Source organism: Streptomyces sp. NBC_01497 (assembly GCF_036250695.1).
Lineage (GTDB): Bacteria > Actinomycetota > Actinomycetes > Streptomycetales > Streptomycetaceae > Streptomyces.
In genome coordinates this window covers 650,791-673,539 of sequence record NZ_CP109427.1, presented here as the reverse complement: position 1 = coordinate 673,539, position 22,749 = coordinate 650,791, and the positions used below count along the sequence as shown (strand labels likewise).

The following is a 22,749-nucleotide window of genomic DNA, read 5'->3' as shown; positions in this document are numbered from 1 at the left end:
GCGCGGGCGGGCCCGTGGCGCGGGGGCCGGGGGAAGCACCGCGTCAGTCGATGCGCGGGGGGCCCTGTTCGACGCGGCGCAGCACGGGATCGAGCCGGTACACCTGATCGTCCTGGACGCGCCGCTCGTCCCACCAGGTGGCTCCCGCGTCCATGAGCGGACCGAGGAGGTCGCGGGCGCGCCCCGGGTCGGCGGGGCTGGCCCCGCCGACCACCACCTCGAAGGGACGGTCCTCGTCCGCTCCCTGCTCGCGGCGCTGGGCCCGTAGGTAGCCGACCAGGTCCCGTACCTCGTCCACCGGCGGGGTGTGGCCGTGCCGCGCGGACTCGAAGAGCGGCGCCGCACCGTCCCAGCGGGCCGCCCTGCGCATCGGACGGCGCTTCGGCCAGTAGCCGGCGATCCAGACGGGCGGGCGCGGACGCTGGACCGTGCCGGGCAGGAGCTCCACATCGTCGGCGTGGAAGTGCCGCCCGTGGTGCGTGACCGGTTCACCGGTCCAGTAGTCGGCGAGCAGGCCCAGCCCCTCGTCCAGTTTTTCGGCGAGCACCACGGGGTCCGTCGGCTCGCCGAAGCTGCCGTACTCGTCCTCGATCGGCCCGCCGAGCCCCGCACCGAAGATCACCCGGCCGCCGCTCAGCCGGTCGAGGGTCGCCACCTGGCGGGCGAGCTGCTCGGGGCGGCGGCGGGGGACCGGCGTGACGAGTGTGCCGAGGCGGATCCTGCTGGTCGCGAGGGCGGCCGCGGTCAGCAGCATCCAGGGATCGCCGAAGACCCGGCGGTTCCGCTTGACGTGGACGACATGGTCCCAGACGAACAGCGCGTCCCAGCCCGCCTTTTCGGCGGCGACGGCCAGGGAGGCCACGGTCCTCGGGTCGGCGAAGTCGCCGAAATTGGGGATGTTGATGGAATAGCGCACCCGGGGATCGTCCGTCACGGCCCGCGGCGAGGCAAGGGGGAGGCCGCCGCGGCGGGTCCCCGCCGGCAGCCGTGGTCGCGGAGGTCGCGGCCCGTCCGGGAGTACGGGCCGTTGTAGGAGTTCCGGCAAGCGGCCTCGGGCCGGGCGATCACCACCCGCCGGTGATCGCCTGCGTGTCGTGGCCCGCCCCGCGGGGGTTCCGGAAGGGTTCGAAGCGGTGGGGCCGGTCGGCGGGCGGGGCGGTCGTCTTCGTGCCGTACGTATGGCCGTCCGGTCGGTCGCCTTCGCCTCGCCCGGTCCGTCCGGGCTGGGCGGGTGTCGTCTTGCCGCACGGGCGGTGCGCCGGACGCCGCCTTCGCGTCGCCCGGTCCGACCGGGCTGGCTGGTCGTCCCTGTGCCGCACGTACAGCCGGCCGGGCGGTCGCCCTCGCCTCGCCCGGTCCGACCGGTCGGTCGCCCTCGCCTCGCCCGGTCGGCGCGCCGGAGGGGCCTCCTCCGTCTCGCGCGGTCAGCCTTCCTCGACGGGCCCCGTCTCGTCCCAGCCCGGGACCAGGCTCTCCCGGTGGACGTCCGTGCGGTGTGCCTCCTCGCCGCAGGTCGCGCAGACGGTGCGCGGACGCAGCTCGTGGTCGCCGTGCCACAGGCGGACCGGGGGAGTGCTGACCGCCCATTTGTTGCCCCAGGCCATCAGCTCGCGCATGGCGCCGGTCAGGTCCCGGCCGGCCTCGGTCAGGTGGTAGCCCTGGTAGCGGGGGTTGTCCGGGTTGGGCCGCCGCTCCAGCACCCCGGCCACGACGAGGTCCTTCAGGCGGGCCGCCAGCCGATCCGTGGGCGCGCCCGTGTTCCGGGCGATGACTCCGAACTGGTGGTTGCCCAGGGCTACTTCGCGTACGGCGAGCAGTGCCCACCGGTCGCCCACCAACTGCAGTGCGGAGGCCAGCGGGCAGGGCCGGCCCGGCAGCGTCGTGGCGTCGATCCTCTCGGTCATGGCCCCAGCCTCGCACATCAAGGGTTTGATTTTCAAAGTACGACATGCTTCGGTACTCCCATGACCTCAAGGCTTGGATTTTCAAAGCGCGAGAGGACGGCTTCCGTTGTCATCGTCCTCGCCGTCTTCATGACCAACCTGGATCTCTGGATCGTCAACGTGGCGCTGCCGGCGATGGGTGCGAGCTTCGGCGAGGGCGGGCGCCCGGCGTCGCTCGGAGACCTGTCATGGGTCCTCAATGCCTACGCGATCACCCTGGCCGCGCTGCTGGTCGTGGCGGGACGACTGGGTGACCGGATGGGCCAGCGCGCCGTGTTCCTGGCCGGTGTCGTGGTCTTCACCCTCGCGTCGGTCGGCTGTGCGCTCGCACCGACCCTCGGGGTGCTGGTCGTCGCGCGGGTGATCCAGGCGGTGGGCGCCGCGGCGCAGTTGCCCACCTCCCTCGCACTGCTGCTGGCGACCGTGCCTGTCGAGCGCCGTACGCGGGCCACCCGGAGCTGGGCGGCCGTCGGCGGCCTCGCGGCCGCCGCGGGACCGGTCCTCGGCGGACTCCTCGTGGAGGCCGACTGGCGCTGGGTCTTCATCGTGAACGTGCCGATCGGTGCCGCCGCGCTGTTCGCGGGGCTCGCCTCGCTGCCCCGGCCCACCGCGCGGGAGAGCGGTCCGCTGCCGGACCTGTGGGGCGCCGTGCTGATCACCGCTGCCGTGGCCGCGCTGTCCGGCGCCCTGGTGGAGGCACCTTCCTGGGGCTGGACGTCCGCGCGGGTGTACGGGTTGATCGCCGTCGCCCTCGTCGCGGGTGCCTGGTTCTGGTGGAGGTCCTCGCGCCACCGCTCGCCGCTGCTGGAGCTGTCGCTCCTGCGGCTGCCCCGGTTCGGCTCGGCGGGCCTCGGCACCTTCGTCTTCGGCATCGCCTTCGCGATCATGCTTCTTTCCAACGTGCTGTGGTGCCAGGACGTGTGGCACTGGAGCGCACTGCGGACCGGTGTCGCACTCGTGCCGGGACCCGTTCTGGTGCCGGTGGTGACCGTGCTGACGGCGCGCGCCGCGCACCGCTTCGGGCACGGACCGCTGGTCGCCGTGGGCGGTGTGCTGTTCGCCGGCGGGATGGTGTGGCGCACGGTGTCGGTCTCCACGGACCCCGACTACGTACGCGATCTGCTGCCCAGCCTCGTCATGACCGGTGCGGGCGTGGGGTTCGCGCTCGGCACGCTTGTGGCGGCCGGGGTCCAGTCGCTGCCCGGCGCCCGCGCCGCCACCGGTTCCGCCCTCGTCAACTCCCTGCGTCAGATGGCCTCCACGGTCGGTGTGGCCGTACTCGTCACTCTTGTCGGCTCGCGGGTGGGCGCGGGATCCGTGGACGACTTCCGGCTCTCCTGGGCACTGGCCGCCGTACTCGGGCTCGCCACGGCCGCGCTGGGCCTGCGGCTCGCCCGTACGGCCCCCGCTCCGGCCGCACCGGGGGGTGCGGACGCGGCGGCCGTGGACGCGGCCCCCGGTACCTCGGAACCGGAAGGCGGCACACAGGACGCGGCCCTCACCCCGCCCGTCGCCTGAGAAAGAGGGACGGAGCGGGTGGGGCGAGTGGGGCGCGTGGGGCAAGGCGACGGGTCGGCATCGCCTGTCGACCGCGGACTGCCGGGCGGGACGCCCCGGGCGGCCGACGGTCCGGCGGGACGAGCGCGGGAGCGGCGGAGCTGTTCGAGGTGCCGAACGCCCGGGGCCGCTCTACGCTGACCGCGTCAGGGGGGTGAGCTGGAGGTATCCGCATGCCCCGCCCCATCTGGACCGGAGCCGTGTCGTTCGGGCTCGTGACGATCCCGATCCGGATCTCCGGCGCGTCCGAGAACCGCGGTGTGCGCTTCCACCGCATCCATCTGGAGGACGGCGGCCGCGTCCGCAACCAGAAACGCTGCGAGCTCGACGACCGGATCGTCACGGACGACGACATCGGCAAGGGCTACGAGCTCAGCAGGGACCAGATCGTCCCGGTCACCGACGAGGAACTCGACGCCATCCCGCTGCCCACCGCGAAGACGGTCGAGATCATCGCTTTCATGGACCGTGACGCCATCGACCCGGTGCGGCTCGGCCAGAGCTTCTACCTGGAGGCCGCGGGCCAGGCCGCCGCGAAGCCGTACGTTCTGCTGCGCCGCGCGCTGGAGCGCAGCGGGCGGGTCGCCGTCACCAAACTCGCGCTGCGCGGGCGCGAGCGGCTCGCCATCCTCGACATCCGTGAGGACGCACTCACCCTGCACACCATGCACTGGCCCGACGAGGTGCGCTCCCCGGCCGGGTTGGCGCCGGGGCCCGTCGAGCTGACCGAGGACGAGATCACGCAGGCCATGTCGCTCATCGACGGCATGACGACGGATGACCTGTCCGCCTTCCACGACGAGTACCGGTACGCGGTGGAGGAACTGCTCGCGGCGAAGGCCGAGGGCCGTGAGCCGCCGAAGGCGGAAGAGGGCGCGCGTCCCGGCACGGTCGTCGACCTGATGGCCGCGCTGGAGCAGAGCGTCACCAAGGCCAAGGAGTCGCGCGGCGAGAACGCCGGGACCGGCGCGGACGAGGGGGACGGCGCCGACGCGACGGTCCATGAGATGCCCCGGAAGCGGGCCGCCACCCGGAAGGCGCCGGCCAAGAAGGCGCCGGCCAAGAAGACGCCGGCGGGCAAGCGCGCGGCCGGAAGGGCTCCCGCGAAGAAGGGCGCCGGCGCGGACTCCGGATCGGACGGCACGGCAGGCTCTTCCGGGGAGTCCGGATCGGGCGGGGCCACCGCGAGGAGCGCCCCGGCCAAGACGTCCACCGCGCAGAGGACGCCTGACGAAAAGACAGCCGCGAAGAAGGCCCCCGCCAAGAAGACCGCAGCCAGGAAGACGTCCGCGAAGAGCGCCCCGGCCAAGACATCCACCGCCGGGACGTCCACCGCGAAGAAGGCCCCTGGCAAAACCGCCGCCAAGAAGGCCCCGGCGAAAAAAGCTCCCGCGAAGAAGACGTCCCAGCCGCGCAGGAAGGCGTCCTGACCTCGCTCGGCCACGACACGCGGAGGCGGCAGTGTCGCGTACTCCCGTTGCCCACGGCCCGGCCCGTGGCCCGCGCCTCGTGGCCCGTGCGGCCTCGTGCCGCGAGGCAGCGCCTGCGATCGATCCCGGTCCGCGCCACGCCGGGGACCGCTGCAGCCCTCCCCCACGGATGGCCGGGTCCACGCCGGTGACTGACGGTAGTCTTGACCCCGTCCCCGTGTCACCGGAGAGTGTCGACAGCGACCCGGCCCCGCGCACGACAGGTGTGGTGCCGGCTCCGGACCGACGTACGTGTGCCGCCGCACCCACGGCGGCGGGAGGAGGGCCGCACCGCATGGCCGTATCGATGTCAGTGCTCGCCACCGATCTCACGGCCGAGACGGAGGACCTGCGGGCCCTGCTCGTCCCGCTCGGCGAGGAGGACTGGCAGCGGCCCACACCGTCGCCCGGCTGGACGATCCTCGATCAGGTCACCCATCTCGCGCACTACGACAGGGAAGCCGTGCGGGCCGTCCTCGAACCGGACGATTTCACCGCGGAGAAGCGTCGTATCGGGTTCGTCGATCCGGACGTCCACGCCGCCCGTCACCGCGACCTGGGCGGGGCGCAGGCGCTCGCCTGGTTCGCGGAGACCAGGGCCCGGCTGCTCTCCGTCTACCTCGGGCTCGATCCGAAGCGACGGGTCCCCTGGTTCGGCCCGTCGCTGAGCGCGGCGTCGGCGCTCACCGCCCGGATCATGGAGACCTGGGCCCACGGCCAGGACATCGCCGACGCGCTCGGTGTGACCAGGACGCCGACGGCACGGCTGCGGCATGTCGCGCACATCGGTGTGGCCACCCGGCCCTACAGCTACCTGGTGCACGGCAAGCAGGACCCGGAGGCGCCGGTGCGTGTGCGGCTCACCGCGCCCGACGGTGACGAGTGGAGCTGGGGTCCCGAGGACGCGCTCGACCGCGTGGAGGGCACCGCGCTCGACTTCTGCCTCGTCGTGACCCAGCGGCGCCACCCGGATGACACCGGACTGCGTACGACGGGCCCCGGCGCGGCGGAGTGGCTGACGCTCGCCCAGGCGTTCGGGGGCCCCGCGGGCATGGGGCGTCCGCCGCGCGAGCGGTAGCCGGGCCGGTGTCCTTCGGTCGCCGCCGGCACCCGTGCGGCGGCCGTCTCGGCGCGGGCGGGCCCCGGCCGATGGCGGCCAGGTCAGAACAGGGTTGCCTGGAGCGGTGGTTCCGGCTTGTCGCGGCGCCCGTGCAGGGCGAACTTGTCCGCGGTCCCCTCGGTCGGCAGGGGCAGTCCGTGCCGGGTGAGGATCGGGAACAGCCGTGCCCGCAGCTCGTCCTGGTAACTCGGGGGTGTCTGCGACCCCTTCGCGTACAGGGCCGCGTACTCCTCCACGAGATGGGGGTGGTTGGCGCGCAGCCAGTCGAAGAACACGTTCTTCACGCCCGAGGCCAGATAGAGCGGCGTGTAGTGCACGTCCGTCGCGCCCGCCGCCGCCATCTCGCGCACGATGCGGTCGAGTTGGCCGGGGCTGTCGCTCAGGCGCGGCAGGATCGGGGCGAGGAAGACCGTGCACTCCAGCCCGGCCTCACGGATCGCGCGCACAGTGTCGAGGCGGGCCCGTGTGGTGGCCGTGCCCGGCTCGACAGACTGCTGGAGCGGTGTGTCGGGCAGGGAGACCGACACACCGAGACGCACGGTGGTGACCGCGTTCGCCCGCGTCAGCAGTTCCAGGTCCTGACGGATCATCGTGCCCTTGGTCAGGATGGAGAACGGCACCCGGGCCGCCGTGAGCGCCTCGATGATGCCGGGCATCAACCGGTAGCGGCCCTCCGCGCGCTGGTACACGTCGGTGTTCGTGCCGAACGCGACCCGGGGCGGCAGTTTCCGCTTCCGCGCCAGTTCGTCCCTGAGCACCTCCGCGACATTCACCTTCACGATGATCTCGCGGTCGAAGTCCTCGGCCATGTTCAGTTCGAGTCTGGTGTGCGTGGGGCGCGCGAAACAGTACCGGCAGGCGTGCGAACAGCCCCGGTACGGATTGACGGTCCATTCGCCGGGCAGCATCCGCGCGTCGTCCGGCACCCGGTTCAGCGCGCTCCTGGCCAGGACCTCGTGGAAGGTGACGCCCTGGAACTCGGGCGTCCGTACGCTCCGCACGAACGTCGACAGACGGGCGAGCCCGGGCAGCGCGGCCGTGTCCACGGCGTCCGTGCGCTGCCGGTCCCACCGCGTCGGTGCCGCCGCGGCGTCCCCGTACTCCGGTGCCTCGGTCTCCCGCGCCTCGGCTCCCATCGCGCCCTCCCACCCTGAGTGTCCCGCGTGGTCGTGTCCGCCGCGCCCGCCTGCGCGCGGGGTCGGCCGCGTCGGCCAGGGGGACGGACGGCCGAGTGTACGGCGACGACCAGGGTCCGTGCGGCGCCGGACGGCGACCCGGCGCCGGTGGCGGGCGGGCCGTCCCAGACCCGCTCGCAGCAGCCGTCCTCCGATGGCCGGCCCCGCCCGTCGACCCCGCTGCCGGCAGCCGCCGACCGGCCACCTGCCGCCGGCGGCGACGGCCCGTTGTCAGAGGCACCCGGTACTTTCAGCCGTATGAGGGAACTGGATCTGCCGCTGCCCGACGGCGGTGTTCTGCATGTCTACGACACAGGCGACGACGAGCCTGTGGAGGCGGCGGGGACCGGATCCGGCCGTCGGCTGCCGGTCCTGTGGCATCACGGGACACCGAACACCGGGGCGCCCCCGCGCCCGCTGTTCCCGGCCGCCGACCGGCTCGGCATCCGCTGGGTGTCCTACGACCGCCCCGGTTACGGCGGCTCGACGCCGCGACCCGGCCGGGACGTGGCCTCCGCCGCCGGATACGCGGCGCGGGCGGCCGACGCCCTCGGCATCGGGCGGTTCGCCGTCATGGGGCACTCCGGTGGCGGGCCGCATGCCCTGGCCTGCGCCGCGCTGCTCCCGGACCGGGTGCCCGCCGTCGTCGTCGCGTCCGGTCTCGCACCGTACGGCGCCGAGGGCCTCGACTGGTTCGCGGACATGGCCGCCTCCGGTGTCACGGCGCTGCGCACCGCCGCGGCGGGCCGGGCGGCCGCGGAGCGGCTCCACGCGTCCGGCGCGCCCTACGACCCGGAGTTCGTACCGGCCGACCTCGCGGCGCTGACCGGCCCCTGGTCCTGGTTCGACGGCGTGGTGCGCGCGGCCACGGCGTCCGGGCCCGGCCCCCACATCGACGACGACCTGGCCTACGTGGCGCCGTGGGGCTTCGACCCGGCGCAGGTGCGGGCGCCGGTCCTGCTGCTCCACGGAGGCCTGGACCGGATCGCGCCCCCGGCGCACGCCCGCTGGCTCGCCGCCCGGCTGCCGTCGGCGCGGCTGCGCGTCGGGCCCGAGGACGGCCACATCTCCGCACTGGACGGCGGCGACGAGGCGCTGGCCTGGCTGAGGGACCACGCCGGCGGGTGAGGTGCCGCAGGATCGTCGCCCGGGCACGGCACGGCAGAGCACGGCCGCGGCACCGGCCGGTGGGCCCGTACGGCGCCGCGCGGCACCGGCCACCGGACCGGTGCGCGCCACACGCGGCGCGCACCGGTCCGGTGGCAGCCCCGTTCAGCGGGCGGGCGCCTCTTCGGGCTCCGCGAGTCCCAGATGGTCGCGCAGCGTGGAGCCGGTGTACTCCGTGCGGTACACGCCACGCTCCTGGAGCAGCGGGACGACGGTGTCGGTGAACTCGTCGAGGCCGCCGGGCGTGATGTGCGGTGCGAGGATGAAGCCGTCACTCGCGTCGGCCTGCACGAAGGCGTCGATGGTCTCCGCGACCGTCGCGGCTGCGCCGATGAAGGACTGCCGGCCGGTCGTCTCGATCACCAGCTCCCGGATGGACAGGTGCTCGGCCTCGGCCTTCTCCCGCCACTCCTTGGCGACCGCGACCGGGTCGCGGTGCATGCGGACGCTGGCCCGGCCCCGGGCGACGGTGTTCTCGCCGGGCGCCGGATCGATGTCGGGCAGCGGGCCGTCCGGGTCGTACGCGGACAGGTCGCGGTTCCACACGTGTTCCAGATACGCGATCGCGGTCTGCCCGCTGACCTGTTGCCTGCGTACCTCGTGCGCTTTCTCGTGGGCGTCCTCGTCGGTGTCGCCCAGCACGAACGTCGCGGCGGGCAGGATCAGCAACTGGTCCGGGCTGCGGCCGTGGCGCGCGAGGCGGCCCTTGACATCGGCGTAGAAGGCCTGTCCCGCGTCGAGGGTGGAGTGCCGGCTGAAGATGGCGTCGGCGCTCGACGCGGCGAACTCCCTGCCCTCCTCCGAATCGCCCGCCTGGAAGATCACCGGCCGGCCCTGGGGGCTGCGCGGCACGTTGAAGCGGCCCTCGATGTCGAACTCCTCGCCGTGGTGCGTGAACGCGCCCGCCCGCGCGTCCCGCAGGAACGCGCCCGTCGCGGGGTCGCCGACGAGATCGTCCGACCGCCAGGAGTCGAAGAGTTCGTTGGCCGTGGCCAGGAACTCCTTGGCGCGCGCGTAGCGCCGGTCCTTCGCAAGGAAACCGCCCCGGCGGAAGTTCTCTCCGGTGAAGGCGTCCCACGAGGTCACGACGTTCCAGGCGGCGCGCCCGTCCGTCAGGTGGTCCAGGCTCGCGAACTGCCGTGCCACCTCGTACGGTTCGTTGAAGGTCGAGTTGATGGTGCCGGTCAGGCCGAGGTGTTCGGTGACCGCCGCGAGCGCCGCCAGTACGGTGAACGTGTCGGGTCTGCCGACGACGTCCAAGTCGTATATCTTCCCGCCCTGCTCGCGCAGCCGGAGACCCTCGGCGAGGAACAGGAAGTCGAACTTGGCGCGCTCCGCCGTCCGCGCGAAGTGCTCGAACGACGCGAAGTCGATATGGCTGCCGGCCGCCGGGTCGCTCCACACCGTGGTGTTGTTGACACCGGGGAAGTGTGCCGCGAGATGGACGCGCTTGACGGGCTTGCCGGGCGTACGCGACTGGTTCATGACGCGGTCACCTCTGCGGGTCGGGCGGTGGCGTACCGGCCGGCGGGCCGGGCGAGGCCGAGCAGGCCGCGCAGCGTGCCGGCCTCGTACGCGCGGCGGAACGCGCCCCGCCGCTGGAGTTCGGGCACGAGCCCGCGGGTGATCGCGGCCAGGTCGTGTCCGTGCACCCCCGGCCGCAGCCGGAAACCGGACAGTCCGGCGCGCCGCCGGTCCAGGAGCAGGTCCGCGAGGCTCTCCGGGGTGCCGGTGAACACCTCCGCGTCGCTCGTGTACGGCGCGCCCGCCAGTTCGTCGAGGCGTTCCTTGCGCGCGGCGGCGGCGCCCGCCGTCTCGTCCAGGAAGACCACGAGGTCGCCGAAGACATGCAGCGGTTCGTCCGCGCGCCCGGCCGCGGCCTGCGCCTCGCGGACCTCCGCGACGATCGCACGTGCGCCTTCCGTGTCGTGCGGGGTGACGTAGCCGACGTCGGCGGCCTGTCCGACCAGCGCGTAGGGCACGGTGCTGTGGGCGAGCGCCGTCACCGGCGGCTGGCCCTGCGGCGGACGCGGGGTGATGGACGGGCCCTTGACGCTGAAGCGCGGCCCTTCGAAATCGATGTAGTGCAGCCGGTCGCGGTCGACGAAACGTCCCGTGGCCGCGTCGCGGATCTCCGCGTCGTCATCCCAGCTGTCCCACAGGCGCCGCGCCACTTCGACGTAGTCGCCGGCCTCCTGGAACAGTTCGGAGGCCGCCCGCTGGCCCTCGGGCGTGTTGATGGTCTCGCGGGTCAGGCGCGGCAGGGTCCGGCGCCCGAAGTGGGCCGCCTCGTCGGGCCGTACGGACACGCGTACCCGCACTCCCGCACGGCCGCGCGAGACATGGTCGAGGGTGGCGACGGCCTTGGAGAGGTGGAACGGTTCGGTGTGGGTGACCACGACGGTCGGGACGAGCCCGATGTGCCGGGTGAGCGGGGCGACGCGCGCGGCGACCAGCACCGCGTCGAGCCGGCCGCGCACCTGGTCGGTGCGCTCGTCGGGACCCTCGAACCGGGCCGACTGAGGGGCGAGGGAGTCCTCGAACGTCACGAAGTCCAGCAGGCCGTGCTCGGCCTCGGCGACCAGCGCGGCCCAGTGGCGGGCGGTGAACAGCGCGGCGGCGGGGCCGGTGGACGGATCGCGCCAGGCGGCCGGGTGCCAGCCCGCGTCGTCGAACGCCACGGCGAGGTGGAGCGGCCCGTCACCGGGGGAGCGGGGATCGGGGGCGGGATCGGGCATGAAGAGGTTCCTTCCGGTTCTGGCTCGGACCGCGGCATCGGGCCGCGCCGTCGGGCAGCGAGGGGGCGGTGGGGTGGGTGGTGCCGGCGGTGTCGCCGGCCGGTGGCGCCTCGGGGCGGTGACGCGGTGTCAGATCGTGGCGGACACCTTCGCGGCCTCCGCCTGCGCCACCGCCTCGGCGAAGGCGTCGAGGACCCGGTAGAGGCCGTCCGCCGCCTCACCCAGGAACACCGAGCCGTCGTCCCGTACGGTGATGTGCCGGTCCAGCACGAACGCCCCCTGCACGATGTGGTCGGCGCCCATCGACGACAGCACCGGCCGCAGCGCGTAGTCGACGGCGAGTGTGTGCGCGGCGCTGCCGCCCGTCGCCAGCGGCAGGACCGTCTTGCCCGCGAGCACCGACTGCGGCAGCAGGTCGAGGAGCGACTTCAACACCCCCGAGTAGGCGGCCTTGTAGACGGGGGTGCCCACCACCACGGCGTCGGCCCGTTCGAACGCCTCCCTGGCCCGGACGATCTCGGGGTGCCCGAAGTCCGCCCCGAGCAGTGCGGGGGCGGGCAGGGCGCGCACATCGAGCGGGACCACCTGGTGGCCCCGCTCCGCGAGCCGGGTGTCCAGGTGCCGCAGGAGCCGTGCGGTACGTGAGGGGTCGGAGGGGCTGCCGGAGACGGAGAGGATCGTGGCCATGCGGGTTTCACCTCGGTACGTGTTGGAACGGGTGGACGGGATCGTGGTGGGCCGGCGGCCCGTGGCGCGGCGGCGCCCCGGGTACCGGCGGGTGGTCCCTCGCAGGCGCGGTGGGCGGCCCGGACCGGTCCGGGCTTTCGGCCCGCCCGGTCAGGTCCTGCTTTTCGGGTGGTTCGGGCAGGACAGCGGGTAGCGCCGTGGGCCGGTTCGGCGCGGGGCGCCCGGCGGCCGGGGGCCGCTGCGCCAGTGAGCGCAGCAGCGCGCGCACGACCGCGTCGTTCTGGCGGAACGCGGGCGCGTTGGTGCGGGGCCTCGCGAACGCCGCGACCGCACGCCCGCCGGTGTGGTGACCGAGCGCGAGCCTGCGCGGATGCGGGCCGCCCAGGGATGGGTCGAGGACCCGGCCGTCGGACGCCACGGCGAGACGCCCCGACTCCTCGATCGCCTCGCCCGCGGCGTACAGGTCGCGCAGCAGCCTGTCCTCGGATCGGGACAGGGAGGGGCTCGGGAGGTACGCCTCCACGAGCGCCGTAGCGGTGATCACATGGCCGGGGACGCTGGGACTCGATGCCCGGAACGTGCCGGTCCGCTCGTCCGCGTCCACCCGCAGTCCCGCCCCGGCGAACCGGACCACCCCGGCCCGCGACAGGGCGTGCAGCTCACGCAGCCGGAAACCGGGCGGGCCGGACGCAAGGAAGCTGAAGAACCCCTGCCACCAGCCGTCCAGGTGCTCGCGTACGGACGCGTGGTCCAGTGCTCCTGGCGAGCCCGTCCCCGCCGCGCCGGGCAGATACTGGGGCAGCTGCCCGTAGACGGACAGCAGCGCGAGGAACGCCCCGAGGTCCGCACTGTGGGCGGGGTCCGCGCGGCGCTCCCCGTCCGCCGTGATGTACGCCCGCATGTGCTCCTGGAAGGCCTCCGTGTCCGGGAAGACACGCCCCTGGAGCGGATGGTCCAGCGCCTCGAAGTCCAGCCGGTCACCGGGGTCCGGGACGGCCCCGCGCACCAGCTCGGCCATGGCCGGTGCGTACCAGTGCAGTCCGTCGTAGGCGGCGAGGAACGCCTCCCAGGATGTCGCCGTGCGCTCCGGGTGGGCGTGGAACAGCTCGTGGTAGTGGCCGTAGCCGATCTCCTTGGCCATCAGCGGCCACAGGTCCCGCCGCAGGTCCAGCGGCTCCCCCCGCTCCAGCAGGCGGCGCGCCTGCTCGGGTCCGAAGTGCCGGGGCAGCCCGGGGCGCGGGCCGGCCAGCCGGTATCCGGTCTTGGAGTGGTACGGCACACCGCGCCGCGAGCCCGTGTGCACCACCGGCTCCCGGCCCGAGGGCAGATAGGTCAGTGAGCCGTCGTCCTCCTCCCGGTAGCGGCCGCCGCGCCCCTGGGTGAGCATCGCCACGAGATCCACGAAGGCCAGCCCCAGACCGCGCAGCACGACGTGCTCACCCGGCGCGATGGCGTCGAGGTCGTCCGCCACGTCGGCGGAGAAGGCCGGTGGCACGTACGTACGGCCGTGCCGCGCGGCGAACTCGGCGAGCTCGCGGTGGCCAGGGCCCGGTTCCGAGCCGAGGTGTCCCTGCGTCAGGACGACCAGGTCGGCGGCGAGCGGCGTGTCCTCGTCGGCGAGCGCGACGAACTGCGTTCCCTCGGGCAGGCCGTGCACGGCGGTGGCGGTGGTGCGGTGCGTGTGGACGGTGATGTGCGGTGGCAGCGTGCCGAGCGTGCGCCGCAGCGCCCAGTCCAGGTAAGCGCTCTGTGCCCGCCGGGTCGGGAAGTCGGTCGGTGCGAGGTGCGCGAGCTCGGCCCGTACCTCCGGGTCCGACGGCGGCACGTGCGGGGCGTACGGCGCGGTGCGTCCTGCGGTGCCCGCCGCCCACTCGGCGAGCGAGGGCCCCGGGCACACCGGACCGTCGAGCACCGAGCTCTCGTCGGTGAACAGGGTGACGTCCTCGGCCATTGAGTTCATCCGCAGCAGCGGCGACTGCTCCCGCCGCCAGACCCGGCCCGCCCCCGGGGGATGCGGATCGACCAGGTGGAACTCCAACGGTCTTCCCGGAGGCCACAGTTCGGGCGCGTTGGCGGCGACCCGTTCCAGCAGGCCGGTGGCGCGCGGGCCCGCACCGACCAGGACGACGACGGCCGGCGCCGCCTCGGCGGCCCTCACGCCGCGCTCCGCGCCGCGAACGCGCGCAGCCGTTCGAGCGGGGTCGGCGGCAGGGCGCGCTGCGCTCCCCGCGCGTAGTGGCGCTCCACGTAGTACTGGCCGAACGAGAGGACGCTCGTGACGATGACGTACCAGATGGTGGCCACCATCAGCAGCGGAATGATCTGGTAGGTCCGGTTGTAGACCAACTGCACGGAGTACAGCAGGTCCTGGACGGCGAGGACACTGACGATGCTGGTGCCCTTGAGGGTGCCGATCAGCATGTTGCCCGCCGTCGGCACGATGGAGCGCATCGCCTGCGGCACCACGATCCGCCGCAGCACGCGCAGGCGGCTCAGCCCGAGCGCGGCGGCGGCCTCGCTCTGCCCCGCGTCCACGGACAGGATTCCGCCGCGCACCACCTCGGCCGCGTACGCCGACTCGTGGAGGGTCAGGCCGATCAGCGCGGTGAGTCCCGCGCCGAACAGGTTCACGGTCTTGACCGTGACGAACTCGGGACCGAACGGGATGCCGAGGCCGAGCCGCGGGTACAGCGCGCCGATGTTGAACCAGAACAGCAGCTGCACCAGGATCGGCGTGGACCGGAAGATCCAGACGTAACCCCAACTCAGCGTCCGGAGCACGGGGTTGGTCGACAGGCGCAGGACGGCCAGCAGCGTGCCGATCAGGAAGCCGAGCGCCATCACCGCGGCCGTCAGCCACAGGGTCAGCACCAGCCCGTCCAGCACGGCGCGGGTGGTGAAGTACCGGCCGACGACGTTCCACTGGAAGTGGCGGTTGCGCACGACCGAGTTCACGACCATGGCGAGGACCAGGAGGGCCACCGCCGCGGACAGCAGCCGGACCGGGTGCCGGCGGGGCACGATACGGACGGCCGTCGGCGCGTCGGGGCCGGCCGCGGCGCTGCCGGCGGGGGGAGACGGGGGCGGGGGAAGGGGTGCGACATCGAAGGACGCGGTCATGGGTGAGGACTCCGGCGGGGTTCGCGGGCGGCGGTGGTCTACGGGTCCACGGGTGCGCACCTACGGGTGGCGCCCGGACATACCGGTGTCATCACGCGAACCGCGTCCCTCAACACGGCCGGCCGGGCCCGGAAGTACAGCGGGCGAAGCCGTATCGACTGTACGTGCGACCACCGTCGAACTGTCAAGCACCGTCCGGCCGCCGGGCTGAGGGAACGGTCGGCGGCCGGACCGGGCAGATCCGGTCGCGCGGCCCGTGCGAGCCGTCGCGCGCGAGGCGGGCGACGGGCCCGGTTCGCCCAGGATGCGGTCGCCCCTTGACTTCACCGAACGCCCGGTGTTCGACTGAGCGCATGCAGAAGCAGCTGCCGCTGGTCACCCGCGGACACATCGACTTCGGTCGCGTGTGGTCCGCCTCTTGTTGCGCCTGATCCGGCAGCGGGCCGCCTGACCGGCCCTCCCTCCCTCGGACTTCCCGTCGCGGGCCGAGCTCTCCCTGTTCCACCCGGGCGCACGCTGCCGCCTCGTACTCCACGTCCCTGACGTGTCGTCATCACGCACACCGCACGGCGCTCCTCCCGCACAGCAGGGCACGTCCCAGCGGGGTGGGCCCTTCGCACACCGCCCCGCAGGTCCACCGCGCTCACCTCCTCGTGCGCGGCGTGCCCGCACCCGCATGCCCCGAGCCGCGCACCGTCGCGCGCCCGCCCGTCCCCCCGCCTTCGCCGTCGTGCCCCGCCGCGCGCCGGCCCCTCCTCCGTGCCCCGGTGCGGACCGCCCTCCCCCGAAAGGCCCCCATGCCCGTCGAGTTCCTCGGCATCGCCGCGACCAACAACGGTTCCGAGACGGACGCCCGAACGGGCGCCGCCTTCGACAAGGAGTACACACTGCGGCTCGCCCGCGCCCACGAGGACCACGGTTGGGACCGGGTCCTGTTCGCGTACGGTTCCGGCTCGCCCGACCCCGCCCCGGCCGCCGCGTACATCGCGAGCCGCCTGGACACCCTCCAGATCCTGCTGGCCCACAGGCCGAACGTCTCGTACCCCACCTTCGCCGCGAAGACCTTCGCCACCCTCGACCAGATCAGCGGCGGACGCCTCACGGTCCACTTCATCACCGGCGGGAACGACCACGAACAGGGCCGTGAGGGCGACATCCTGACGAAGGACGAGCGCTACACCCGCACCCGGGAGTACATCGAGATCGTCAAGAAGATCTGGACCACCCACGAGGCCTTCGACCACGAGGGCGAGCACTACCGCTTCCACGACTTCGTCAGCGACGTCTTCCCCGTCCAGCAGCCGCGCCCCGGCGTCTCGTTCGGCGGTTCCTCGCCCGCGGCGCTCGCTGCGGGCGGGGCGGAGGCCGACATCTACTGCCTCTGGGGCGAGCCGCTCGCGAAGACCGCCGAGCAGATCGAGGCGGTACGCGCCGCATCGCGGGCCGCCGGGCGCACCACCGCGCCGCGCATCCAGGTCGCCTTCCGGCCGATCATCGCGCCCACGGAGGAACTGGCCTGGGAGAAGGCACACCGCACGGTCGCGACGATCAAGGACAGGCGGGCGAGCGGCGACGCCCCGGTGGCCCGCCGCCATCGCGTCGGAGCCCCCGAGAACACCGGTTCCCAACGGCTCCTGGCCATCGCCGAGTCGGGCGAGCGCTTCGACCGCGCCCTGTGGACCCCGACCGCGGCCGCGACCGGCGGGGCAGGCAACTCCAACGCGCTGGTGGGTACCCCGGAGACCGTGGCGCAGGCACTGCTCGACTACTACGACCTCGGCGTCGACATCCTCTCGGCGCGCGGGTACGACCTGCTGGGCGACGCCGTCGACTTCGGCCGGTACGTCATCCCGCTGGTCCGCCAGGAGGTCGCGCGGCGCGACGCCGAAGGCCGCGCCCGTGGACCCCAGACCCTGGCGGTGGCCGGCTGATGTCCACACCACGCCCGCGCTCCGCGCGCCCCTCCCCGCCACTTGGGCGCTCCGCGCGTCCGTCCGCGTCCCTCCCGCGTGCCGTCGCGCTCGCGGGCACCGCGGCTCTCCTGCTGCCCGTGCTCGCCGCCTGCGGTGACGGCCCGGCCGCCACGGGCGCCGCCGGCGGAGCCCCCGCGGGCGGCGCGGTCTCGGCCGCGCCCACCGCGAACGTCCTGGCCGCCGTCGCGGCGAAACCGGCCCTCACCAAGCTCCTGCCCGCGGCCGTACGGGCCCGCGGCACCCTGAAGATCGCCTCGTCCGTCGGCGCCCCGCCCTCCGCGTACCTGCCCTCCGCCTCGGCCAGGCAGCCCGTCGGTCTGGACATCGACATCGCCGACGCGGCGGCCAAGGTCCTCGGCATCCGACTGGACCGCCAGGAGGCGAGTTTCGACGCGATCCTGCCGGCCCTCGACAGCGGCAAGTACGACCTCGGCACCGGCAACTTCGGGGTGACCGACGAGCGACGCAAGACCATCGACTTCGTCACCTACATCAACGACGGCCAGGGTTTCGCCGTCAGCAAGGACAACACCGACCTGAAGAAGGTCACGAGCCTCCTCCAACTCTGCGGGAAGAACATCGGAGTCGGCGCCGGAACCACCTTCGAGGCGACGCTCAACGTACAGAAGGCGGGGTGCGCCAAGGCCGGCAGGAAGCCCTACGAGGTGAAGGTGTACTCCGACAACGGAGCCGCGCTCACCAGCCTCCAGCAGGGCCGCATCGACGTCTCCATGTCCACCATCAACGGGCTGCGCTACCAGGCGTCGCAGCCCGCCGCCGGGGTGAAGTTCCTCAACGAGTTCCAGCGGCTCGACGTCGGCTTCGCCCTCAAGAAGGGCTCGCCGCTCGCGAGGCCCCTCCAGGCGGCGGTGAACGAACTCATCGCCGACGGCACATACGCCAGGATCCTCGACAAGTGGGGCGTGCGGGACTCCGCGATCACCACGTCACAGGTCAGCCCGCCCGAGCTGAAGGCTCAGCACCCGGCAGCGGCGGAATAGGTGGCGGACATGGCACACCTCGCGGCGTCCGCGCCCGCCGCCCCGTCCCCGGGCGGGCCGGCGCTGATGGTCGATGTGAGCGGCGTGCACAAGCGGTTCGGCTCCCTCGACGTGCTGCGCGGCGTCGACCTGAAGGTGCCCGCCGGCGGCGTGACCGTCGTGCTCGGCCCCTCGGGATCGGGCAAGTCGACCCTGCTGCGCACCATCAACCACCTGGAGCGGGTGGACCGCGGGTACATCAGTGTGGACGGCGAACTGATCGGCTACCGCCGCTCGGGCAACGCCCTGTACGAACTGCCCGAGCGCGATGTGCGCAGGCAGCGGCGGCAGATCGGCTTCGTCTTCCAGAACTTCCACCTCTTCCCCCACCTGACCGTGGTGGAGAACATCACCGAGGCGCCCATCGCCGCTCTGCGCCGCTCCCGCCGCGAGGCGGTGGCGCAGGCGCACGGGCTGCTGGCCCGGGTCGGGCTCGCCGACAAGGCGGACGCCTATCCGCGCCAGCTCTCCGGTGGCCAGCAGCAGCGCGTGGCCATCGCGCGGGCCCTCGCGCTCGAACCGAAGGTGATCCTTCTCGACGAGCCGACGTCAGCCCTCGACCCCGAACTGGTCGGTGAGGTGCTGGACGTCATCAAGGACCTGGCGCGCGGCGGCACCACGATGATCGTGGTCACCCACGAGATCGGGTTCGCCCGGGAGGTGGCCGACACGGTCGTCTTCATGGACGGCGGCGTGGTCGTCGAGCAGGGCACGCCGTCCGAGGTGCTGGACCGCCCGCGGCAGGAACGCACGCGGGCCTTCCTCTCCAAGGTGCTGTGAGGGCCGGGAGTCCGGTGCCGGTGCGGGGGCCCGCCCGCGCTCGGCACCGGGTCCCCGCCCGCCCGCACACCGCCGCCTCCGCAATCTCCAGCCGCGCCCCCGGGAGCCGCACATGAAGTTCTCCGTCCTGACCATCGTCAGCCACGCACCCCACCCCCTCACCGGGGAACTCCAGTCGGCCGCAGACCGGTTGACCGAAGTGGTCGAGCTCGGCACGGAGGCGGAGCGCCTCGGCTTCGACTCCTTCGCGGTGGGGGAGCGGCACGCGGGCGCGTTCCTCTCGTCCAGCCCGACCGTGATCCTCGGCGCGCTGGCCGCCCGCACCCATCGGATCCGGCTGCTGACCGGCGTCACGGTCGTCGCGATCCTGGACCCGGTGAGGGTCGCCGAGGACTACGCCACCCTCGATCAGCTCTCCCGGGGACGCGTCGAACTGGTCATCGGCAAGGGCGCGGAAGCCGGCCACTTCGGCCTGTTCGGCCTCGACGAGTCGCTGCAGTGGGAGTACCAGGCCGAGAAGTACGAGCTGCTGCGCCGCCTGTGGAGCGAGGAACACGTCGACTGGGACGGGCGGTTCAGGCCCGCGTTGAAGGGCGTCACCACGGTGCCCCGCCCCTACGACGGGCCGCCGCGTGTCTGGCACGGCTCCGCGACGAGCCTCAACTCACCCGAACTGGCCGCCCGGCACGGCGATCCGTTGTTCACCGCGAACGCCGTACAGCCGCGCGAGGCCTACGCCCGGCTGATCGGCCACTACCGGGAGAAGTTCGCCGAGTACGGCCACGACCCGGCACGGGCGTACGTCGCGGCGGGCTCCGGTGGCCTGTACATCGCGGACACCACCCGCCGTGCGGTGGCGGAGTACGGGCCGCTGTACGAGGCGCGAGTGCGCCAGAACTTCAAGCCGCACCTCGCGGGGCGGGCCGGCTACAACACACCGTTTCGCACGGTGGGCCAGGCGGTGCAGGACGGGCCCCAGCTCATCGGCAGTCCGCAGCAGGTCATCGACAAGATCCTCGGTTACCGGGAGGCGTACGGGCACGACCTGCAGTCCGTCACCGTCGACGGGTTCGGCCTCGGCCTCGCCGCACAGCGGGAGCAACTCCAGCGGTTCGCCGAGGAGGTGGCGCCTGTCGTGCGCCGCGAGGCACCCACCACGCTGTGGGCCGCGTCCGAGAGCGCGTGACGGGCTGAGCTCAGCGGGCGTGGCACACCGGGCGGGCCGCCTCGGCGCGGACCGCCCGTTGTGCGTACGCCGACCCGGGGATCAGCGGGGCGCCGGCCGGCCGCGTGTCCCGGCAGCCGCAGGGGGCATGGTGGCGAAGGGCCATGCCGTCCCGGTCGGGGGCGCCGCCGAAGGCCGGATTCCCGGCCAGCCGCCGCGCGTAAGCCCAGAGGCGGGGATGGTCCGCGACGCGCTCGACGAGGGGCGCGGCGAGGTGCCACCGGTGCACGGTGTCCAGCATCAGCAGGGTGACCCAGGCGTGCACATCTGCCGTCGAGAGTTCGGCGCCGAGCAGGAACTCACCGCGACCGAGGCGGTGTTCGAGGTCGCTCAGTGCGTTCAGGACAGTGGTCGCCGCGGCCGGATCGGGGTCCGGCCCGCCCGCACGTACGGCCGCCGCCTCGATGTCGTGGTCGCAGAGCCGGGCCAGCGCGTCGATCCCGGCGGCCGACGCGCACGGCCGCAACGGCCGCAGTCCGTCGCCGAAGCGGGCCGCGAGGTCCCGCACGATCTCGGGGGCGTACGTGCTGACGACGCGGCCCGTCCAGGTGTCGCTCAGCACGGGCGCGGCGGACGGCCCCGGATGCTGGTGGGAACTGGCCTCGTACAGGTCGTCGAGTGCCGCGTACCCGCCGTCGGACCGGTCGGGGACCGGCGGCAGCAGGGTCACAGGCAGCGTCTCGTCCAGGCCGAGCAGGGCGTGGGTCACCGAGATCCGCAGACAGTGCGGACAGGTCGCGGACAGGTGCAGGCGGTAGCGGTGCGGGACGGCGTAGTGCCCGTAGCGGGCATCGGTGCCGATCCGCCCGCGCATCGGTGGAGCCCCGGCCTCCGCGGAAGGGACGGGTTCTGACATGGCAGAGGCCATACCGGTAAATCCGGAAAAAGCGTTCACGCTGGCGGACATGCGTCTCCCTGCGGTCCTGGATGTCGAGGTGACGGAGCGCTCGCAGGACACGGGGGACGGGTGGCGCTCGACGGGCGCCCGCCCCGGCCGTGTCAGACGGAGGGGCCGGCGGCGCTGCAGACGCGCAGCAGGTCGATGTGGCGGCGCGAGGTGAGCAGGAGCAGGGCGGGGAGGGCCATGGCCGTGGCCGCGTTTCGGAACCCCGTCCCTGAAAGCCTCATGCTCACCCGCCCGTTCACCGGAGTCGTGTCATGAGTCTCTGTCGCCCCACCGGGGGCGTCAAGGGGCGTCCAGCAGATGGCCGGAGCTCGCTGGTCCCCGTTCCGCGGGAGGGGCCCCACCCGCCGCAGGCCCCCCGGACACCTCCGACGCCGCGCCTGGGGCCCTGAGGCCCGGACGCGACCCGGCGTGGCTCAGGCGTCCTCGGCCCGCCGCGCGGCCGCGCGCTGGGCCCGGCGCTCGGCCGCCAGTGTGTGCCGTTCGCGCTCCTCGGGTGTCACGGGCACCAGCGCCGGAACGGCGTGCGGTGTGCCGTCGGCGTCCACGGCGACGAACGTGAGGTGCGCGGTGACCACCTCGGTTCCGGGGCCCGAGGTGTTCCAGCGTTCTGCCGTGACGCGCACGCCGACGTCCATCGAGGTGCGCCCGGCGTGTTCGACCTGGGCGTTGACGGTGAGCAGGTCGCCGACGCGGGCCGGGGCGAGGAAGCTCATACCGTCCACGGAGGCCGTGACGGCCGGGCAGCCCGCGTGGCGGGCCGCGGCGGCGCCCGCCGCGTCGTCGACGAGTTTCATGACGACGCCTCCGTGCACGGTCCCGTACAGGTTCGTGTCGTGGGCGGACATGATGTGCGCGAGCGTGACCATGGAGTCCGCCGGTGATTTCTTGTCTTCCATCGTCTTTCTCTGCTGCCGCGTGTCGTCGTGACGCTGTCCCGTGGGCCGCCTGGCGTGGCCCCGTCCAGTCTCCCAGCGTGCCGCGTCAGGATTGCCGCCGCCATTGTTCATCCTATTTCATACCGGTATGCCTGGCGTCGGAGGACTCCCGCGCTCAGTCCGGGTGCCGCGCCGCCACCAGGTCGGCGAAGCGAGCCAGCAGGGCGTCCCGGTGGGGTGCCAGCGCGGCGAGCGCGGCGGGGGTCTCGGCGCGCAGGCCGGGAACCGTCGCCGCGTCCTCGGGGAAGTTGGCCGCGAACACGTCCACCGCGGGCCCGTCGACCTCGATGTGGAACTGGAGCCCCCACGCCGCCGCGCCGACCCGGAACGCCTGCGCCGCGTACCGGTCGCAGGACGCGAGCAGCACGGCCCCGGGCGGCAGGTCCATGGTGTCGCCGTGCCAGTGCAGCACGCGCAGCTCACCCGGCGCGTCCGCGAACAGCGGGTCCCCGGCTGCCTCCGCACTCAGCCGGACGGGCCCCCAGCCCACCTGGAGGCCGTCGCCGGGGCGCCCGCGCCCGCCCGCCGCCACGGCGAGCAGCTGTGCGCCCAGACACACACCGAGCACGGGGACGTCCCGCGCGAGTGCCGCCCGCAGCAGCGCGACCTCGGCCGCCCGGCTCGGGAAGCCCGCGTCGTCGCCGTACGCGGCCGCCGGTCCGCCCATCACCACCAGCGCGCGCAGCCCCGCCGGGTCCGCCGGCAGCGTCTCGCCCCGCCACATCCGGCAGACCCGCGGGGTCAGGCCGCGCGCCCGCAGCGCCTCCCCGATCGCGTACGTCTCCTCGCCCGGCACGTGTTGCACCACGAGCACGTCCACGGCGGTATCCCTTCGTCGGCCCGGCCGGCCCCTCCGGCCCGGCGGGGCGGGGCGGGGCGGGATGTTCCCCGCGTCCCGCCCCCGCATTGGATC

The 22,749-nt window shown here is 73.6% G+C and carries 20 protein-coding genes; 8 read left to right on the top strand and 12 right to left on the bottom strand.

The window, feature by feature from the left end; translation table 11 throughout:
- Window positions 1-43: 43 nt before the first annotated feature.
- The gene (locus OG310_RS02965) at window positions 44-916 is read right to left on the bottom strand and encodes an LLM class flavin-dependent oxidoreductase (RefSeq protein WP_329454298.1); all 873 of its coding nucleotides are present in this window, start codon (window positions 914-916) and stop codon (window positions 44-46) included.
- 508 nt (window positions 917-1,424) lie between these two features.
- Window positions 1,425-1,904 carry a winged helix-turn-helix transcriptional regulator gene (locus tag OG310_RS02960; protein WP_329454297.1) on the bottom strand — a complete coding sequence of 160 codons (480 nt, stop codon included), beginning with the start codon at window positions 1,902-1,904 and terminating at the stop codon, window positions 1,425-1,427.
- Between the two features lie 60 nt (window positions 1,905-1,964).
- On the opposite strand from OG310_RS02960, the gene OG310_RS02955 reads away from it, so the two are divergent.
- From OG310_RS02955 to OG310_RS02945, 3 genes are all read left to right on the top strand, one after another.
- Window positions 1,965-3,461 (top strand): MFS transporter, encoded by a 1,497-nt coding sequence (locus OG310_RS02955; protein ID WP_329454296.1) that lies wholly within the window; start codon window positions 1,965-1,967, stop codon window positions 3,459-3,461.
- A 212-nt stretch (window positions 3,462-3,673) separates the two neighbouring features.
- Entirely contained in the window at window positions 3,674-4,930 is a 1,257-nt protein-coding gene (gene ku / locus OG310_RS02950) for a non-homologous end joining protein Ku (protein WP_329454295.1), read from the top strand.
- Between the two features lie 334 nt (window positions 4,931-5,264).
- The gene (locus OG310_RS02945) at window positions 5,265-6,047 is read left to right on the top strand and encodes a TIGR03084 family metal-binding protein (RefSeq protein WP_329454294.1); all 783 of its coding nucleotides are present in this window, start codon (window positions 5,265-5,267) and stop codon (window positions 6,045-6,047) included.
- An 83-nt stretch (window positions 6,048-6,130) separates the two neighbouring features.
- On the opposite strand, the gene OG310_RS02940 is transcribed toward OG310_RS02945, so the two are convergent.
- Window positions 6,131-7,225: an Rv2578c family radical SAM protein gene (locus OG310_RS02940; RefSeq protein WP_329454293.1), complete on the bottom strand. Its 1,095-nt coding sequence runs from the start codon at window positions 7,223-7,225 to the stop codon at window positions 6,131-6,133.
- A 297-nt stretch (window positions 7,226-7,522) separates the two neighbouring features.
- Between OG310_RS02940 and OG310_RS02935 the strand changes: the two genes are divergently transcribed.
- Entirely contained in the window at window positions 7,523-8,392 is an 870-nt protein-coding gene (locus tag OG310_RS02935; protein WP_329454292.1) for an alpha/beta fold hydrolase, read from the top strand.
- 144 nt (window positions 8,393-8,536) lie between these two features.
- On the opposite strand, the gene OG310_RS02930 is transcribed toward OG310_RS02935, so the two are convergent.
- The 5 genes from OG310_RS02930 to OG310_RS02910 form a co-directional block, all read right to left on the bottom strand.
- Window positions 8,537-9,916, bottom strand: a complete 1,380-nt coding sequence (locus tag OG310_RS02930; protein ID WP_329454291.1) for an NtaA/DmoA family FMN-dependent monooxygenase — start codon at window positions 9,914-9,916, stop codon at window positions 8,537-8,539.
- Window positions 9,913-11,169 carry an LLM class flavin-dependent oxidoreductase gene (locus OG310_RS02925; protein ID WP_329454290.1) on the bottom strand — a complete coding sequence of 419 codons (1,257 nt, stop codon included), beginning with the start codon at window positions 11,167-11,169 and terminating at the stop codon, window positions 9,913-9,915. The genes OG310_RS02930 and OG310_RS02925 overlap by 4 nt, the downstream gene beginning before the upstream one ends.
- 129 nt (window positions 11,170-11,298) lie before the next feature.
- Window positions 11,299-11,856, bottom strand: coding sequence for an NADPH-dependent FMN reductase (ssuE, locus tag OG310_RS02920; RefSeq protein ID WP_329454289.1), 558 nt, complete (start codon window positions 11,854-11,856; stop codon window positions 11,299-11,301).
- A gap of 7 nt (window positions 11,857-11,863) precedes the next feature.
- On the bottom strand, window positions 11,864-14,014 hold the full coding sequence (locus tag OG310_RS02915; protein ID WP_329454288.1) for an FAD/NAD(P)-binding protein: 2,151 nt from the start codon (window positions 14,012-14,014) through the stop codon (window positions 11,864-11,866).
- Window positions 14,011-14,976, bottom strand: a complete 966-nt coding sequence (locus tag OG310_RS02910) for an amino acid ABC transporter permease (RefSeq protein ID WP_329454287.1) — start codon at window positions 14,974-14,976, stop codon at window positions 14,011-14,013. Before OG310_RS02910 ends, OG310_RS02915 begins: the two co-directional genes overlap by 4 nt.
- Before the next feature lie 797 nt (window positions 14,977-15,773).
- On the opposite strand from OG310_RS02910, the gene OG310_RS02905 reads away from it, so the two are divergent.
- From OG310_RS02905 to OG310_RS02890, 4 genes are all read left to right on the top strand, one after another.
- A complete protein-coding gene (locus OG310_RS02905) occupies window positions 15,774-16,907 on the top strand; it encodes an LLM class flavin-dependent oxidoreductase (RefSeq protein WP_329454286.1) in 1,134 nt (377 codons plus the stop codon).
- Window positions 16,907-17,950, top strand: a complete 1,044-nt coding sequence (locus tag OG310_RS02900) for an ABC transporter substrate-binding protein (protein ID WP_329454285.1) — start codon at window positions 16,907-16,909, stop codon at window positions 17,948-17,950. The genes OG310_RS02905 and OG310_RS02900 overlap by 1 nt, the downstream gene beginning before the upstream one ends.
- A gap of 66 nt (window positions 17,951-18,016) precedes the next feature.
- Window positions 18,017-18,769, top strand: a complete 753-nt coding sequence (locus OG310_RS02895) for an amino acid ABC transporter ATP-binding protein (protein ID WP_443078814.1) — start codon at window positions 18,017-18,019, stop codon at window positions 18,767-18,769.
- A 112-nt stretch (window positions 18,770-18,881) separates the two neighbouring features.
- Window positions 18,882-19,955, top strand: a complete 1,074-nt coding sequence (locus OG310_RS02890) for an LLM class flavin-dependent oxidoreductase (RefSeq protein ID WP_329454283.1) — start codon at window positions 18,882-18,884, stop codon at window positions 19,953-19,955.
- 10 nt (window positions 19,956-19,965) lie between these two features.
- On the opposite strand, the gene OG310_RS02885 is transcribed toward OG310_RS02890, so the two are convergent.
- The 4 genes from OG310_RS02885 to OG310_RS02870 all read right to left on the bottom strand — a co-directional run bounded on the left by OG310_RS02885 (window position 19,966) and on the right by OG310_RS02870 (window position 22,656).
- Window positions 19,966-20,850 carry a glutathione S-transferase family protein gene (locus tag OG310_RS02885; protein WP_329454282.1) on the bottom strand — a complete coding sequence of 295 codons (885 nt, stop codon included), beginning with the start codon at window positions 20,848-20,850 and terminating at the stop codon, window positions 19,966-19,968.
- A 143-nt stretch (window positions 20,851-20,993) separates the two neighbouring features.
- A complete protein-coding gene (locus OG310_RS02880) occupies window positions 20,994-21,122 on the bottom strand; it encodes a hypothetical protein (protein WP_329454281.1) in 129 nt (42 codons plus the stop codon).
- Between the two features lie 192 nt (window positions 21,123-21,314).
- Complete coding sequence (locus OG310_RS02875; protein ID WP_329454280.1) at window positions 21,315-21,797, bottom strand: acyl-CoA thioesterase; 483 nt, start codon at window positions 21,795-21,797, stop codon at window positions 21,315-21,317.
- Between the two features lie 154 nt (window positions 21,798-21,951).
- On the bottom strand, window positions 21,952-22,656 hold the full coding sequence (locus OG310_RS02870) for a type 1 glutamine amidotransferase (protein ID WP_329454279.1): 705 nt from the start codon (window positions 22,654-22,656) through the stop codon (window positions 21,952-21,954).
- Between the last annotated feature and the right edge of the window lie 93 nt (window positions 22,657-22,749).